The following is a 15406-nucleotide window of genomic DNA, read 5'->3' on the forward strand; positions in this document are numbered from 1 at the left end:
ATGAGCGACACAACGCAGGACGAAACCTTACCCCAGGGCATGCAATTGACACCACTGGATGAAGATTTTCGCGCAGACCCCTACCCCCTGCTCAAGCGTTTGCGCGAAGATGCCCCCATGCTGCTGGACAAGGAACTTCAGCGCCGCATGTATACCCGCCACGATGATGTTAAGGGAATACTGCGCAGTAAAACTTTTTACGCCGACCCTAGAAAGGCACGGCCGGGGACTTTTAGCAAAGAATTCCTCGCTAAAGGATTCGGCGATGAAGAAGACATGCCAATGCTGCTGATGGACGAGCCGGACCACCGACGACTGCGCGGTCTGGTCAGTGCACCATTTACCCCGGCCGCCGTAGAGCGCTGGCGTCCGCGCACCCGCGAAGTGGTGCAGCGCATACTCAATGCCATAACAGAGCCCGAGTTTGATCTGATAGAAGCCTTTGCCGGCCCTATCCCTACCGTGGTGATTGCCGAACTACTGGGTATTGACGCTGCACTGCACGCCGATTTCAAACGCTGGTCAGACACATCGGTACAAATCAGCTTCAATCCGTTTCCAACCCCCGAGCAGCAGGCCGCGGCCGAGACGGCCAACAATACACTCATGGATTTTTTCGGTTCGGAGATAGAGCGCCGCTCACAGGATCTGGGCGACGACCTGCTCAGTGACATGATCAGGGCCGAAGAAGACGGTGAGAAGCTCACCCGCAATGAGATCATTCGCCAGTGCAATTTACTGCTGATTGCCGGCAACGTCACCACTACTGACTTGATAGGCAATGGCATCAAGGCGCTGCTGGACCACCCCCGGCAATTGGCCAAGCTGCGCGCCAACCCCGACCTGATTGGCAACGCCGTAGAAGAAATATTGCGCTATGACTCCCCTGTCGTAAACTCTGGCCGCGTCGTCAATGCCGATACAACCTTGGCCGGCTGCCCCGCGCATCAGGGGGATTCTTTAACCGTGTCTTTGGCAAGCGCCAATCGTGATCCGGATTTTTACCCGGACCCGGACAGCTTCGATATTCAACGCGAAGATACCCACCACCAGTCCTTTGGTGGCGGCAGTCACTTGTGCCTGGGCGCTCATTTGGCCCGCCTTGAAGCGCAGGAAGCCATACTGGCACTGCTGGAACGCTACCCCACTCTCGGTCACAGCGAGCGCGGGCATGTGTATCACTCCATTCCTTCGTTTCGCGGCTTTAGTGAATTCTGGGTGGACACCCGCTCTGCCTAGAGGTGGGTTTTAGACACCTGCCCTGGCAGCTCGCTAACCAGTCTGGGGACCAGAAACCCTGGCAACAAAGCCAACAGCTCATGATGCAAACGCCGCGCCCGCGTCAGCGGCACGGCAAAATGTGCAGCACCGGCCACCGGATCTAACTGGTGCAGGTAGTACGGCGTGACGCCCGCATCAAACAGCGTTTCACTGAGCTGAGCCAGTACCGTGGCGGTATCGTTAACCCCTGCCAATAAGACACTCTGGTTAAACAAGGTGATACCCGCCGCACGCAACTGCCTAAAACCGTCGCGCACCTCGGTACTGATTTCGTTGGCGTGATTGCTGTGCACTACCATCACCACTTGGAGCCGGGTCTCTTGCAACACAGTCAACAACTCTGGGGTTATCCGCTGTGGCAAAACGATAGGCAGGCGGCTATGAATACGCAGGCGCCGCACATGGGGAATATGTTCGAGCTGCGTCACCAACTCAGCAAAGCGGCGCTCACCCAGTACCAGCGGGTCACCACCGGAAAGAATCACTTCACTGATGTCGTCATGACTGGCAATAAAGTCAAAGGCCTCCTGCAGTTCGGTGCCTGCCGCAGTTTGTTCCTGATAGGGAAAATGGCGCCTGAAGCAGTAACGACAATTCACCGCGCAGGCGCTGGCGGCAACCAGCAATACGCGACCATGGTACTTCTGAATAATCCCGTCCTGCGGGCTAGCGTGCGCCTCGTCCAGCGGATCCGCGGAATAACCGGGCACCGGCTCGAGCTCCACCGATAGCGGCAGCACCTGACGTAACAACGGGTCATTGATATCACCCGGTTGCATCAAGCGCGCAAAGGGCAGTGGCACCCGACACGCAAAATCCAGTGCATCAGGCGCCGGTAGCGCTAGCTGATCGGGATCTATCGAAACAAATTTGAGTAGTTCACGCGGCGAAGTAAACGCCTGCGCCAGCAGTGTCTGCCAACTGGTGCTGACGTCGACTGCGCTAATAATGCTAGTCACAGTCGAGCGCCCGACCTAGTACATCAGGCCAAACAGCTTGCGCTGAAACTCCACCGCCAGCGGATCACCCTTGCCCAGGCTGGCAATAATATCCAGCAACAGTTTGCGGGTCTTACCATCGGCGTGGTCGCGGTCCTTCTCCAGAACCTTAATTAACGACGCCATCGCTTCTTTGTGCAGCCCGGCGTCGCTGTATTGCACAGCGACAGCGCTCAGCAATTCGGCGTCATCAGGGTTTTGCTCCAACTGCTGTTCCAGCGCCTTCATTTCTGGCGATCGTGCCGCCTCACGTTTGAGTTCGATCTGCGCTTTGAGCTGCTCGTAGATGGCGTCCTGATCTGCCATGCGTATGTCGCCCAACACCAGTTCAGCCTGGTCCAGTCGGTTCAACTCAATCAACACCTGCACATAGCTCAGCGTAATATCAAGCTGGTGGTTGGAGTCATCATAGGCCTGTTTCAAAATTTCCATCGCGGTTTCCAGCTCACCCGCTTCCATGGCGGCCTGCGCCTGTTGCAACATCAGGTCCCAGGGCTTGGGCAGATACTTGTCCAACACCTCGCGAATTTCTGATTCGGGCTTCGCGCCCACAAACCCATCTACCGGCTGTCCTTCTTTAATCACCAGCACCGTGGGCAAGCTGCGCACGCCGAGCTGCTGGGCAATGTCCTGATGGTCATCGGCATTCAGCTTGGCCAACAGAAACTGACCCTGGTATTCGTCAGCCAGCTTATCCAGCAACGGCATCAGGGTTTTGCAGGGCTCACACCACTCCGCCCAGACATCGACCACTACCGGCCGCGTCATCGACTCTTCGATGAGTATCTGCTGTGCGTTTTCGACCGTTATATCAACACTGAATTCACTCATCATTGAACCCCAATACGTCGCGCATATCGTACAAACCCGGATTTTGCATTACTAGCCAACCGGCGGCACGCACTGCGCCGCGGGCAAAAGACATACGACTACTGGCCTTGTGGGTAATCTCTACCCGCTCACCGTCGGCGGCAAACGTTACCGTATGGTCGCCCACAATATCGCCCCCGCGCACAGTGGCAAAACCAATAGTGTCGCTACCGCGCGCACCAGTTTGGCCCTCGCGACCATAAACGGCCACCTTGTCTAGATCTCGACCCAGCGTATCCGCTACAACCTGCCCCATGGTCAACGCGGTACCCGAGGGCGCGTCAATTTTATGGCGGTGATGGGCTTCATAAATTTCAATGTCAGTATCGTTGCCAATGACTGCAGCAGCCATTTCCAGCAGCTTAAAGCACAGGTTAACGCCGGTGCTGAAGTTGGTTGCTTTGCAAATGGAAATCGACTGCGCAGCAGCATCAATGTCCGCCTGCTGCTCAGCGGTGAAACCCGTGGTACCAATAACCATGGCACGACCAGCACTCTGGCAAGCGCGCACATTCGCCAGCGTCGCCAGCGGCACAGTAAAGTCGATGAGCACGTCAAAGTCATTCAACGCAGCACTAACATCGCTACCGACAATCACGCCATTGGCGCCCAGACCGGCCAGTTCACCGGCATCGGTGCCCTGCAGACTGCTGTCTGGTTGTTCAAAGGCTGCTGTGAGCTCAAGACCTTCGGTAGCGGCCACGGCCTCTACCAGGGTACGCCCCATACGCCCACCGGCGCCGGTAATCGCTATACGTGTTGTCATAGTTTCATATCATCAAAAAAGCTTTTTACGCCCTCAAACCAGCTGGTCTGGCGCGGGGAATTTTTATCTCCGGAGTCTTGCAGAGTCGATGCCAGCTCTTCCAGTAATTCACGCTGACGCTTGTTAAGGTTCACCGGAGTTTCGACTTCTACTCGACACAACAGATCGCCTTCGCTGCCACCGCGAACCGGCTTCACACCTTTGCCACGCAGTCGAAACAGTTTCCCGGTCTGGGTACCGGCGGGCACTTTCAATTTGACCCGGCCATCCAGCGTCGGTACTTCCAGTTCACCGCCCAGTGCCGCATCCGTTACGGTAATAGGCATCTCGCAGTACAAGTTCTTACCGTCGCGCTCAAAAATGGGGTGACGCTGCACATCCATCTGCACAAACAAATCACCCGGCGGACCGCCGTCGGGGCCAGCCTCGCCTTCGCCGCTGAGGCGAATACGATCACCGGTATCAACGCCGGCGGGTACTTTAACCGACAGGGTCTTGGTCTCTTCTACGCGGCCCTGGCCACGACAGTCGGTGCAGGGGTCAGATACGATACGACCGGCACCACGACAGGCTGGACAGGTTTGCTGCACCTGAAAAAAGCCCTGTTGCATACGTACCTGGCCAACACCACCACAGGTATCGCAGTTGACAGGCTTACTGCCCGCTTTGGCGCCACTGCCGTCGCAGGTACCACAGTGCTGTAACGTGGGCACACGAATTTTCACCTGCGTGCCGCGCACGGCATCTTCCAGACTTATGTCCAGGGTATAGCGCAGATCTGAACCACGCTGTGGGCCGCCGCGGCCACGACCGCCGCCACCACCGCCAAAAATGTCTCCGAATACATCGCCAAAAATATCGCTGAAGTTGCCGCCACCAAAACCAGCGCCACCCATCTGCGGGTCAACGCCGGCATGTCCGTGCGCGTCGTAAGCGGCGCGCTTCTCGCGGTCAGACAGTATCTCGTAAGCCTCACTGGCTTCCTTGAACTTGTCGTCTGAATCGGGATCATCGGAGTTGCGATCAGGGTGAAACTTCATCGCAATACGGCGATAAGCCTTCTTAACCTCTTTCTCATCGGCACCTTTGGCGACGCCAAGAACTTCATAATAATCACGTTTCGACATGTTTCAGTGTTCTCTTGCTGCCTGCGCTTGGCGTCGTGCCAAATTGCAGTGTCTCTTAACGAACTTCGCGGACCACCAGGGTCCGCGCAATGTTGCAGTAAGCGTAGCCCCTGCCCAACTGTATGAGAAGCTGGCGGCCGCTTAGGGCCGCCAACCGCTGTTTAGCCGGCTTTCTTGTCTTCGTCCTTCACTTCTTCAAACTCAGCATCCACCGCATCGTCAGCGGGTTCTGCCTGCGCTTGTGCACCTTCACCACTGGCCGCCTCAGCTTCCGCTGCCTGCTCGGCGTACAACTTTTGCGCCAACCCACCAGAGGCTTCAGTCAGCTTCTCAGTTGCCGCATCAATGGCAGCTTTGTCATCCGCTTTCAGTGCTTCTTCAGCCTCTGCCAGCGCTGCTTCAATCGCGGTCTTCTCTTCTTCAGTCGCCTTGTCTCCGGCTTCCTCGAGAGTCTTGCGAGTAGCGTGCATCAATCCCTCACAGGTGTTGCGCGCAGTCACCAGCTCTTCAAACAGCACATCAGCTTCAGCATTAGCTTCGGCGTCAGCCATCATGGTTTCGATCTCGTCATCGCTCAAACCACCCGACGCGGTGATGCGAATAGACTGTTCTTTGCCAGTGGCCTTGTCTTTCGCCGACACGTTCAGAATACCGTTAGCATCCAGATCAAAGGTGACCTCGATTTGTGGCATGCCACGCTGCGAAGGCGGAATATCTGCCAGATCAAAACGGCCCAGCGACTTATTCGAGGCTGCCTGCTTACGCTCACCCTGTACCACGTGAATAGTCACCGCAGACTGGTTGTCCTCTGCTGTCGAAAAGATCTGCGACTTCTTGGTAGGAATCGTAGTGTTCTTCTCAATCAACGGAGTGGCCACACCGCCCATAGTTTCAATACCCAGGCTCAGCGGAGTCACGTCCAGCAGTAACACGTCTTTAACGTCACCGCTCAGTACCGCGCCCTGCAGGGCCGCACCCATCGCTACTGCTTCATCAGGGTTCACGTCCTTGCGTGGCTCTTTACCAAAGAACTCAGCCACTTTGGCCTGTACCATCGGCATACGAGTCTGACCACCGACCAGGATAACGTCGTCAATTTCGCTGGGGCTGAGGTCGGCATCTTTCAATGCAATTTTCAGCGGCTCAATAGTACGTGCGACCAGGTCTTCAACCAGCGACTCCAGCTTGGCGCGTGACAGTTTCACGACCAGGTGCTTGGGGCCAGAAGCATCCGCTGTAACATACGGCAGGTTTACTTCAGTCTGCTGACTGGAGGACAACTCGACTTTGGCTTTTTCTGCAGCTTCTTTCAGTCGCTGCAGTGCCAACGGATCGTTATGCAGATCAATACCGCTTTCTTTCTTGAACTCTGCTGCCAAATACTCGATCAGGCGCATGTCAAAATCTTCACCGCCGAGGAAAGTGTCACCATTGGTCGACAGCACTTCAAACTGGTGCTCACCGTCTACTTCGGCAATCTCGATGATAGAGATATCAAAGGTACCGCCGCCGAGGTCATACACTGCAATAGTGCGGTCGCCCTTGGCTTTGTCCATACCGTAAGCCAGCGCCGCCGCAGTCGGCTCGTTGATAATACGCTTGACCTCAAGCCCGGCAATTTTACCGGCGTCCTTGGTAGCCTGACGCTGGGAATCATTAAAGTATGCAGGCACAGTCACAACAGCTTCTGTGACCGGCTCACCCAAAAATTCTTCAGCCGTCTTTTTCATCTTCATCAGTATTTGCGCTGACACCTGCGGAGGCGCCATGCTTTCGCCACGGGTCTGAACCCAGGCGTCACCGTTATCGGCTTCAACAATCTTGTAAGGCACCATGCTGATGTCTTTTTGAACCACATCGTCCTTGAACTTACGACCGATCAGACGCTTCACCGCATACACGGTGTTAGTGGGGTTGGTGACCGACTGGCGCTTGGCCGATTGGCCTACCAATACTTCGCCGTCTTCGGTGTAACCGATGATGGACGGAGTCGTACGATCGCCCTCAGCGTTCTCGATAACCTTCGTCTTGTCACCGTCCAGTACTGCGACGCATGAGTTGGTAGTGCCCAGGTCAATTCCTATAATCTTGCCCATTGTTTTCTCCTCTTGGCAGCCCGCTTCAGGCTGCTTATATAATCACTTGCTTCTGTATATGGGTCCGGTTGCGCTCGATTCAAGGCCCCGGTGCTGTAAATTCGTTATTCCTTGGCTTTGCTGACCATAACCATGGCCGGACGGATCAATCGACCATTAAGTGTGTAGCCCTTTTGCATCACGTGCAGCACGCTATTGGGCTCCGCATCAGGGCTTTCTATCATCGACATGGCCTGATGTACTTGCGGGTCAAACGGCTCGCCCACCGGATCAACTGATTCAACGTTGAATTTACCCAAAACGTCCATCAGGCTCTTCCGCGTCAGTTCGACACCATCGACTACGGCTTTCACCTCGTCAGAGGCGTCTGCACTGGACTCCAGCGCTCGCTCCAGGTTGTCTACTACGGGCAGTAACTCACCGACAAAACGCTCTAGCGCGTATTTGCGCGCCTTTTCAACGTCCTGTTCTGAACGGCGGCGAGCATTTTGTGCCTCGGCCTGTGACCGCAATGCCGCGTCGCGTGCGGCCTCCAGCTCGTCCTGCAGGCTGTCGAGGGTTATCTCAGCATCAGCAATATCTTCGGCCGCTTCTGCTGCCGCTTCCGCCGCATGCTCAGCCGCAGCTTGTGCACTGTCTTCGCCATGCTCGGCCGCTAACTCTGCCGCGGCGTCTGCTGCCGCTTCAGATTCAGATCTGGTTTCACCTTCTTTTGCCACACCCGTGCTCCTGTGATCATTTTTTGAACAAAAACGGCCCCGGTGAACCTGTATTAGCTAGGTTCCAGACCGCATAAACTCTGGTTTGGGGTAATATGGGGACAGTGTAGACGGTTTTCAAGGCAGTGCTGAAAAATGTCAGCACTCGCGCAGAATTTGGTCGTTTTTTAAGCAATCAGAGGCTTAACGGAGCACTCAACGAGAGAGTGCAGAACTCAACATTCTGGCAGTCACATCCACAATAGGTATCACCTGCTCATACGCCATACGCGTGGGGCCAATAACCCCCAATACGCCCACGGTACCGTCACCATCGCCATAGGGGGCAGTGATGACGCTATAGCCGTCCAACACCTGAAAACCAGCCTCGTCACCAATGAATATTTGGATACCATCGGCGCGGGTACAGGTCTCTAGCAGATGCAGCAGGTCCTTCTTGCGTTGAAAAGCAAAAAACAGCTCCTGCAGCCGGTCCAGTTCCTCGGGTGTGGTGCTGCCGAGTAATTGTGACTCACCGGCCACCACATAGTCTTCTTCGGGCTCATCTTCCACAAAGGCCTGGCTGGCTAACACCAACGTATCACGCAAATAGCCGTCGATGGAGGCGCGGTCTGCTTCCATCTCAGCCAGTATCTGATGTTTGGCCCGACTCAGGGGTTGCCCGGCAAAACGCTGATTTAGCAAATTGGCGGCCTGACGTAATTCCTCTTCGGTGTAGGGTCGCTCGGTATGAATAATGCGGTTTTGTACTTCGCGCTCGTTCACCACCAGAATGACCAGCACCCGGTCTCCCGACAAGGGCAGAAATTCGACCTGACGTAATTGATTAGCCTTTTGCCGCGGCACGGTGACCACCCCTGCTTGCGCAGTAATGGAAGACAACAGGCCCGACGCGCTCTGAATCAGCTCCTGCGCCGATTTGTCCGGGTGCAACTCATCACGCATGGCCTGCACGGCTTGCGGCCCCAGAGGGCTCACCTGCAACAGTGAATCAACGAAAAAGCGATAGCCGGCAGCCGTAGGAATACGCCCGGACGAGGTATGCGGCGACACCAGGTAGCCGCGCTCCTCCAAGTCTGACATCACATTGCGCACGGTGGCAGAAGACACGGGCAAGCCGGCCTCCTGCAGCAATGCTTTAGAACCCACGGGCTGGCCATCCCTAATGTGTCGTTCGATCAGGGTCTTCAGCAGTACTAGCGCGCGGTCATTGAGTTCTTTGGTTGCCATACCCTTGATTCTAACGCCCGCCCGCCTAAAAAAACCATCCCTTTCGTGCGCGGCAGTACACGTGAGGCCTCAAGTACGGTATAAGATGCCTATGCTCAGTCATCTCACTATTAGTAACTACACCATCGTCGACCAACTCGACCTGGAATTTGCCAACGGCATGACGGTAGTCACCGGCGAAACTGGAGCCGGCAAGTCGATTATGCTGGATGCCCTGGGTTTATGTCTGGGCGACCGCGCCGACCCCAAGAGCGTGCGTAAAGGTGCCGACCGCGCTGAAGTAAGTGCCAATTTTGATATTCGAGCGCTGGACCCGGCCAAGAGCTGGCTCACTGAACGGGAACTGGACGCTGGTGATGAATGTATATTGCGCCGCACCGTTACCCGCGAAGGCCGTTCACGGGCTTTCATCAACGGCAAATCCTGCACCGCACAAGACTGCAGTGAACTGGGCGCCATGCTCATAGATATTCACAGCCAGCACGCCCACCAGTCGCTGCTCCGACGCGATCACCAGCGCCAGCTACTGGACGACTTTGCCGGCCACGGTAAGGCGGTAGGCGAGCTCGAACAACTGGCGTCAGAATGGCTGCGGCGGCAACGGGAACTGCGCGAACTGAGCGGTAACCACAACGAACATCACGCCCGCGCTCAACTGCTGGCCTATCAGGTAGAGGAGCTGGAAACCCTCGCCCTGCAACCCGGTGAGTTGAACGAACTGGAACAGTCCCAGAAGCAGCTGGCTAATGCCGAACACATACTAGGGTCGAGCCAAGAAGCATTGGAACTGGTAGACACGCAGGAAGACGGCGCCCGCAAAGCACTGCAACTGATCAGCGACGGCGGCCTGTTTGGCGACAATATGACCACCGTGCAAGAGCTGCTAGACAGCGCCGCCATCCAGTTGGGCGAAGCTCGCGCCGAGTTACAGCACTATCTGGACTCCGTACAAATCGACCCGGCCCGGCTGAGTGAGGTAGAGCGGCGACTGGACACTATTTACGAGATTGCCCGTAAGCATCGCTGCCAGCCGGGACAACTGCCCGAGATCTACCAACAATTGAGCGAAGAACTGGCCGCACTCACCGGCGGCAGCGAACGTATGACCGCGCTGGAAGCCGAGATGCAAGAGCTGCAGGCGCAGTATCAATTGGCCGCTGCCAAACTGACCAAATCACGTCTTAAAGCCGCCAAAAAACTGACCACGCAAATCGAAAAACAACTGGCTGAACTGTCCATGGAGCGCTGTGAGTTTACCGTACAGCTGAACCCTCGCAGCAGCGAAGCGCCTCACCCTCACGGGCAGGAAGACATTGAGTTTTTGGTCAGCACTAACCCCGGCCAACCCGCTGGAGCACTGGGCAAGATAGCCTCGGGTGGCGAACTGTCGCGTATCAGCCTGGCTATTGCCGTAGTAACAGCCAGCGCCAGCACCATTCCCAGCATGGTATTTGACGAAGTAGACGTTGGCATTGGCGGCGCCGTCGCTGAAGTTGTGGGACGCCTGCTACGCACCTTGGCCCAACGCTCACAGCTACTGTGCGTCACCCACCTGCCACAGGTCGCGGCGCAGGGTCACAACCACATGCAAGTCAGTAAATCTGCCAGCAAAGATTCTGCCAGCACCACCCTGCAGACCCTCAATCAAAAAGCCCGCATAGAAGAAATCGCTCGCATGCTAGCCGGCATCGACATTACCGCCCAGGCCAGAGCCAACGCCAAAGCCATGCTGGCTTCTGCTGACAGCTAACCCCGGTCGATTAAAATCGACCCCACAGATAACTCACCTGTAGGGCAGAATTCATTCTGCCAACCCAACCAGCAGGCACACAACGACGCCCGACAGTTCAGAAGCACCTAAACCGCACCAAAATCTCAATCAGAAGAAAAAAACAGACTTACTTCTTACGAACGTACAACACCAGCGAATGATCAACCAACTCAAACCCATGCTCTTCCACCAGCTCGCGCTGACGCCGCTCAATAATCGGGTCTAAAAACTCGACAACCTCACCAGACTCCATATCAACCATATGGTCATGATGCTCGCCCTTGGCCAACTCAAACACCGAATGCCCGGTCTCAAAGTTGTGCCGTGTAACCAGCCCCGCTGTCTCAAACTGTGTCAAAACCCTATAAACGGTCGCTAGACCCACGTCTTCACCAGCGTCCAGCAGTGCGCGATACACATCTTCTGCGCTCATGTGCTGGGAGTTGCTTTCGTTGCTCTCCAGTAACTGCAGGATTTTCACGCGCGGCAGGGTCACTTTGAGCCCAGCTTTACGTAGTTCCTGATTTTCAGACGTCATGAAGAGCTTCTCAGTATTCACACAGGTTGGTCTGCGGTATGATGCCATCCCTGTAGCCCAAGTGGAAGAAAAAGCGCGTGCGAATCCTGTTACTCAGCCTGTTATTGATGGCAATTACTGCCTGCAGCAACATCGGTTTTCCCGGCGTTTACCGTATCAACGTCGAGCAGGGAAATATCATCACACAAGAGATGATTGACCAGCTCAAGCCAGGTATGAACCAACGCCAAGTGCGCTTTATTTTGGGCACCCCGCTGACGGAAGATAGCTTCAACCAGGCACGCTGGGATTATCTGTTTTTAATTCGTAATGGTAACGATACCATCGAAGAAGAACGCCTTACCGTGTTTTTTGACGGTGATAAGCTCAGTTACTTCACCGGGACGTACTTGCCCAGTAGTGAGGCTGCGCTGAGACAAGCAGCCGCTGCAGAGCGAGCAGCTGAAGAAGAAGATTAAAGCCCTGCGGGGTTTCAGGTAGCCTAATTCTGCTCTACAGAAATATTATCCAAGCCTATACCTGCAGGGCCCTCCAACCGATAACCGCCCAATCTGTGGGGTCGATTTTAATCGACCGAGGGCTGCTCAGAATCCAGATTGTCTTTCGCGGCACTCTTAGCTGCAGCACGGGCCTCTTTGGCTTTGGCGGCACGTTCCTTACGCACTTGTTTGGGGTCAGCGATGAGCGGTCGGTAGATTTCCACCCGTTCACCGGCAAGTACTTTATGGTCGGACTTAATAGCTTTGCCAAAAATACCCAGCGGCAGACCTTCGGTCTCTAAGCCGGGAAACTTCTTTTCAATACCCGAGCGGGCCACGACTTCTGCTGCTGTGGTACCAGGCAGCACCTCCAGCATAACGATTTCTTGTTTGTCAGGCAGCGCGTAAGCCACCTCTACCGGAATCTTGTTGGCTTCTGTCATTTCTCAATCTCCAAACTTGCAGAGCAATATTAACCGTAAATTTGCCGGGCGCGCTTGCCGACCGAATCCACCAGACCGCCGCTGACGGAATCAAACAGTTTGCCCGCCGCTGCGCCCAGTACAGAATTGTTGAAATAAAACTCCAGCTCCAGGTTCACTTTACAGGCCGTGTCACCCAACTCGATGAACTGCCACACGCCAGTAAAGCGTTCAAACGGGCCTTCGAGCAATTCCAGTTCAATGGTGTGATGTGGCTGCAGCGTATTACGCGTAGCAAAGCTTTGACGAATACCGGCGCGAGCCAGGTCCAGGCGCGCTTCAATGATCCCCGCTTCACTGCGCAGTATCTGCGAACCGACACAGCCATCCATAAATTGCGGGTAAGACTCAATGTCATTAACTAACGCAAACACCTGCTCAGGGCGATAAGGTAACAGGGCGCTGCGAATAATGGTCGTCATAGTTGGAATACAGGTTGGATTACAAATTACCGATGTAAGCGGCCAACATAATGAACAAAATGACCGGTGGCGCAATATAACGTAAACAGGCGCGCCACAGGAAATAAAAGTCGTTGGACTCGCGGTACAGCTCCAGTCGCGTAATGTGCCGCGGTAGCGCGTAGCCTGCAAACAAGGTAACTAGCAAAGCACCCAGCGGCAGCAGCCATTCCACCGTTATCACGTCCAGCGACTGAAACAGGGTTAACTCCCCCAACCAGTGGGCATGTTGCTGCTGATTAAACGACAAACAACTGGCCCAGGCCAACAACCACACCACGCCTCCGAGCAATAGCGCCGCAAACGGCCGTCGCAGCCGCAGGCGTTCCTTGAGCCAGGACATGGGCGGTTCTGCCAGTGCCACCGCCGAGCCCACCGCCACCACTGCTACCAGCAAGAAGAACAGCAGTCCGTAGGTCTCCCCTTGAGGCATATTGCCAAAGGCATAGGGCAGGCTCACAAACATCAGGCCCGGACCCATGGCTGGCTCCAGGTTATTGGCAAACACAATGGGAAAGATGGCAATGCCTGCGGCAATAGCGATAAACGTATCCAGCACTGCCACAGCCATGACCGTGCGGCCTATAGGCAACTTCTCGGGAGCATAAGCCCCAAAGGCAATGCCAACACCCACGCCCACCCCCAGCGTAAAAAAGGCGTGCCCCATGGCGGTTAGTACCGAGCCGCTATCAAAATCGTAGCTAACGGAAGAAAACAGAAATTGCCCAGCCTTCTCCATAGCCCCATATTCCAGGCTATAAATAATCAAAACACCCAGCAGCACCAACAGCAGCGGCACCGCCAGCCAGAACAATACCGCCAGGCCACGGTGAATACCCAGGGCAGAGATGGTGAAGGTGAGCAGTATGAACAGGCTCTGCCAATACACCATGGGCTCCGGGTCGGCCAGGTGCGAACTAAACACCGCAGCCACTGCCTGTGCACTGGCCGCCGAAAACAGGCCACCATCAAATTTTTGGATATAGGCCAGGGTCCAGCCACCCACCACCGCATAGTTAGCCAGAATCAGTATGGCGGTCAGCGCCATGAGCCAGCCCATCACCGACCACACCCGCGGCAATTTGGCACGCTCGCACGCCGCCAACACACTGCTGACGGGGTTGGCGCGGCCATGACTGCCAATCACCACCTCAGCGATCATCACCGGTACCGCCACCATAAACAGGGTGGCCAGATACACCAGCAAAAACAACGCGCCACCGTTTTCGCCTACCAAATAGGAAAAACGCCAGAGGTTACCGAGGCCGACGGCGGCAGTGGTTAGGCCCAGCATAAAAGTGGTTCTACTGGACCATGCGCCGGAAGCGGCGCGAAGTGCAATGCTCATCGGGTGATTTTGCGGCATAATGCGCGCCATGAGCAAGAAGAAGCCCAATAACTCTGATAATACTATCGCCCGCAACAAACGCGCGCGGTTTGACTACCACCTGGAAGAGACCTTTGAAGCCGGCATAGAGCTGCGTGGCTGGGAGGTCAAAAGCCTGCGTATGGGCAAGGCCGACATCAGTGACAGCTACGTGTTTGTGCGCGACGGTCAGGCCTTTCTGCTAGGTGGCAACTTCACCCCGCTGGACACGGTGTCTACCCACTACGTGACCGAGCCCGACCGTACCCGCCGTCTACTGCTGCACAAACGGGAGCTCGCCAAGCTACTGGCTGCTACACAGCAGAAGGGTCTCACCTGCGTGTGCGTGTCGCTGTATTGGAAAGGCCACCTGGTCAAGGCGCAGATTGCCCTGGCCCGTGGCAAGCAAGAGCACGACAAACGTCAAACCGACAAAGACCGTGACTGGAGCCGCACCAAACAGAAAATTATGCGTGACGCGGTGAAGCAGTAAGCCTCAGCTCAGGGAGCTCAAGCCCTTGAGCAAAATAGACACTCCCACCAGAAACAGCGCCACCAGCGCCACGCGTCGATAGAAACGCCCGCCGTAACGTTTAAACAGGCTGAAGCCCAGCCTGTCGCCCAGAAACATGGCTGGGTAGCCGAGCAAAAACAGCCACAGAGAGTTCAGGCTAACCAAGCCGCCAGCACTAAAAGTAAGCAACGCCACCAGCGACGAAAAGGTGAAAAATAGAATCATCAGAGCACGGCTAGCGGCCGGGTCAGACTCAGTAGCCATGGCATAAATAATGATGGGTGGTCCGGGAATGGCAAAGGCACCATTCATAAGCCCGCTGCTGAGCCCGGCACCCAATCTCAGCGCATTCCCGGCCTTGCGTCGGCGCGGATGAAACACACTCAGCGCCAGACACGCAGCTATCACCGCGACCCCAATCAACAACATAAAGGTACTGACCGACAATAACACCAGTAACTGGGCACCCAGCACCGTGCCCACAATGGCCGCCAGGAAAAGAGGAATCATAGGCCGTAGCGGCGTTTTACCCCGATACTGGGGAAAGGTTTGCACCCCCAACGCCAATGACAAACTGGCACTGAGCACCACCGCCTGAGCGGGCGGCAAAAACAGGGCAAATCCGGGCACCGCCGCCAGCGCAAAACCAAAGCCGGTGAACGAACGCAGGACCACGGCAACAATCACCACCGCCCATAACGCTGGCCA

General features: G+C 55.7%; 16 protein-coding genes. 4 read left to right on the forward strand and 12 right to left on the reverse strand.

Annotated elements, in window-relative coordinates; genetic code table 11:
- Positions 1-1239 carry a cytochrome P450 gene (locus EYC98_RS20675; protein WP_279247310.1) on the forward strand — a complete coding sequence of 413 codons (1239 nt, stop codon included), beginning with the start codon at positions 1-3 and terminating at the stop codon, positions 1237-1239.
- Here EYC98_RS20675 and epmB read toward each other — a convergent pair.
- The 7 genes from epmB to hrcA all read right to left on the reverse strand — a co-directional run bounded on the left by epmB (position 1236) and on the right by hrcA (position 9087).
- Complete coding sequence (gene epmB / locus EYC98_RS20680) at positions 1236-2240, reverse strand: EF-P beta-lysylation protein EpmB (protein WP_279247311.1); 1005 nt, start codon at positions 2238-2240, stop codon at positions 1236-1238. The genes EYC98_RS20675 and epmB overlap by 4 nt on opposite strands.
- A 15-nt stretch (positions 2241-2255) precedes the next feature.
- Entirely contained in the window at positions 2256-3110 is an 855-nt protein-coding gene (gene trxA, locus EYC98_RS20685; protein ID WP_279247312.1) for a thioredoxin, read from the reverse strand.
- Positions 3103-3915, reverse strand: a complete 813-nt coding sequence (dapB, locus tag EYC98_RS20690) for a 4-hydroxy-tetrahydrodipicolinate reductase (protein WP_279247313.1) — start codon at positions 3913-3915, stop codon at positions 3103-3105. The genes trxA and dapB overlap by 8 nt, the downstream gene beginning before the upstream one ends.
- Positions 3912-5042 carry a molecular chaperone DnaJ gene (dnaJ, locus tag EYC98_RS20695; RefSeq protein ID WP_279247314.1) on the reverse strand — a complete coding sequence of 377 codons (1131 nt, stop codon included), beginning with the start codon at positions 5040-5042 and terminating at the stop codon, positions 3912-3914. The genes dapB and dnaJ overlap by 4 nt, the downstream gene beginning before the upstream one ends.
- Positions 5043-5203: 161 nt before the next feature.
- Positions 5204-7138, reverse strand: a complete 1935-nt coding sequence (gene dnaK / locus EYC98_RS20700; RefSeq protein ID WP_279247315.1) for a molecular chaperone DnaK — start codon at positions 7136-7138, stop codon at positions 5204-5206.
- A gap of 104 nt (positions 7139-7242) precedes the next feature.
- The gene (grpE, locus tag EYC98_RS20705; protein ID WP_279247316.1) at positions 7243-7857 is read right to left on the reverse strand and encodes a nucleotide exchange factor GrpE; all 615 of its coding nucleotides are present in this window, start codon (positions 7855-7857) and stop codon (positions 7243-7245) included.
- A 195-nt stretch (positions 7858-8052) separates the two neighbouring features.
- On the reverse strand, positions 8053-9087 hold the full coding sequence (gene hrcA / locus EYC98_RS20710) for a heat-inducible transcriptional repressor HrcA (RefSeq protein WP_279247317.1): 1035 nt from the start codon (positions 9085-9087) through the stop codon (positions 8053-8055).
- Positions 9088-9178: 91 nt separating this feature from the next.
- Here hrcA and recN point away from each other — a divergent pair, with 91 nt between their 5' ends.
- A complete protein-coding gene (recN, locus tag EYC98_RS20715) occupies positions 9179-10837 on the forward strand; it encodes a DNA repair protein RecN (protein ID WP_279247318.1) in 1659 nt (552 codons plus the stop codon).
- Between the two features lie 148 nt (positions 10838-10985).
- Here recN and fur read toward each other — a convergent pair whose 3' ends face one another.
- Positions 10986-11396 (reverse strand): ferric iron uptake transcriptional regulator, encoded by a 411-nt coding sequence (gene fur / locus EYC98_RS20720; RefSeq protein ID WP_279247319.1) that lies wholly within the window; start codon positions 11394-11396, stop codon positions 10986-10988.
- Between the two features lie 77 nt (positions 11397-11473).
- Here fur and EYC98_RS20725 point away from each other — a divergent pair, with 77 nt between their 5' ends.
- Positions 11474-11854: an outer membrane protein assembly factor BamE gene (locus EYC98_RS20725; RefSeq protein ID WP_279247320.1), complete on the forward strand. Its 381-nt coding sequence runs from the start codon at positions 11474-11476 to the stop codon at positions 11852-11854.
- Positions 11855-11961: 107 nt separating this feature from the next.
- Here EYC98_RS20725 and EYC98_RS20730 read toward each other — a convergent pair whose 3' ends face one another.
- The 3 genes from EYC98_RS20730 to EYC98_RS20740 are packed head-to-tail and all read right to left on the reverse strand — an operon-like array spanning position 11962 to position 14184.
- Positions 11962-12318, reverse strand: a complete 357-nt coding sequence (locus tag EYC98_RS20730; RefSeq protein WP_279247321.1) for an RnfH family protein — start codon at positions 12316-12318, stop codon at positions 11962-11964.
- A 29-nt stretch (positions 12319-12347) separates the two neighbouring features.
- On the reverse strand, positions 12348-12779 hold the full coding sequence (locus EYC98_RS20735; protein WP_279247322.1) for a type II toxin-antitoxin system RatA family toxin: 432 nt from the start codon (positions 12777-12779) through the stop codon (positions 12348-12350).
- A gap of 19 nt (positions 12780-12798) precedes the next feature.
- Positions 12799-14184 carry a sodium-dependent transporter gene (locus tag EYC98_RS20740; protein ID WP_279247323.1) on the reverse strand — a complete coding sequence of 462 codons (1386 nt, stop codon included), beginning with the start codon at positions 14182-14184 and terminating at the stop codon, positions 12799-12801.
- A gap of 10 nt (positions 14185-14194) precedes the next feature.
- On the opposite strand from EYC98_RS20740, the gene smpB reads away from it, so the two are divergent.
- Complete coding sequence (smpB, locus tag EYC98_RS20745) at positions 14195-14677, forward strand: SsrA-binding protein SmpB (RefSeq protein WP_279247324.1); 483 nt, start codon at positions 14195-14197, stop codon at positions 14675-14677.
- 3 nt (positions 14678-14680) lie between these two features.
- Here the strand turns inward: smpB and EYC98_RS20750 are convergent, their stop codons facing one another.
- The gene (locus EYC98_RS20750) at positions 14681-15388 is read right to left on the reverse strand and encodes a sulfite exporter TauE/SafE family protein (RefSeq protein WP_320415570.1); all 708 of its coding nucleotides are present in this window, start codon (positions 15386-15388) and stop codon (positions 14681-14683) included.
- Positions 15389-15406 lie beyond the last annotated feature (18 nt).

The sequence above is a fragment of the Candidatus Litorirhabdus singularis genome (assembly GCF_026262625.1).
Lineage (GTDB): Bacteria > Pseudomonadota > Gammaproteobacteria > Pseudomonadales > Halieaceae > Litorirhabdus > Litorirhabdus singularis.

Bases quoted from the DNA above. Each gene is read 5' to 3' on its own strand.
- EYC98_RS20675 (WP_279247310.1), top strand. From the start codon at position 1: ATGAGCGACACAACGCAGGACGAAACCTTACCCCAGGGCATGCAATTG.
- trxA (WP_279247312.1), bottom strand. From the start codon at position 3,110: ATGAGTGAATTCAGTGTTGATATAACGGTCGAAAACGCACAGCAGATA.
- dapB (WP_279247313.1), bottom strand. From the start codon at position 3,915: ATGACAACACGTATAGCGATTACCGGCGCCGGTGGGCGTATGGGGCGT.
- dnaJ (WP_279247314.1), bottom strand. From the start codon at position 5,042: ATGTCGAAACGTGATTATTATGAAGTTCTTGGCGTCGCCAAAGGTGCC.
- dnaK (WP_279247315.1), bottom strand. From the start codon at position 7,138: ATGGGCAAGATTATAGGAATTGACCTGGGCACTACCAACTCATGCGTC.
- hrcA (WP_279247317.1), bottom strand. From the start codon at position 9,087: ATGGCAACCAAAGAACTCAATGACCGCGCGCTAGTACTGCTGAAGACC.
- recN (WP_279247318.1), top strand. From the start codon at position 9,179: ATGCTCAGTCATCTCACTATTAGTAACTACACCATCGTCGACCAACTC.
- fur (WP_279247319.1), bottom strand. From the start codon at position 11,396: ATGACGTCTGAAAATCAGGAACTACGTAAAGCTGGGCTCAAAGTGACC.
- EYC98_RS20730 (WP_279247321.1), bottom strand. From the start codon at position 12,318: ATGACAGAAGCCAACAAGATTCCGGTAGAGGTGGCTTACGCGCTGCCT.
- EYC98_RS20735 (WP_279247322.1), bottom strand. From the start codon at position 12,779: ATGACGACCATTATTCGCAGCGCCCTGTTACCTTATCGCCCTGAGCAG.
- EYC98_RS20740 (WP_279247323.1), bottom strand. From the start codon at position 14,184: ATGCCGCAAAATCACCCGATGAGCATTGCACTTCGCGCCGCTTCCGGC.
- smpB (WP_279247324.1), top strand. From the start codon at position 14,195: ATGAGCAAGAAGAAGCCCAATAACTCTGATAATACTATCGCCCGCAAC.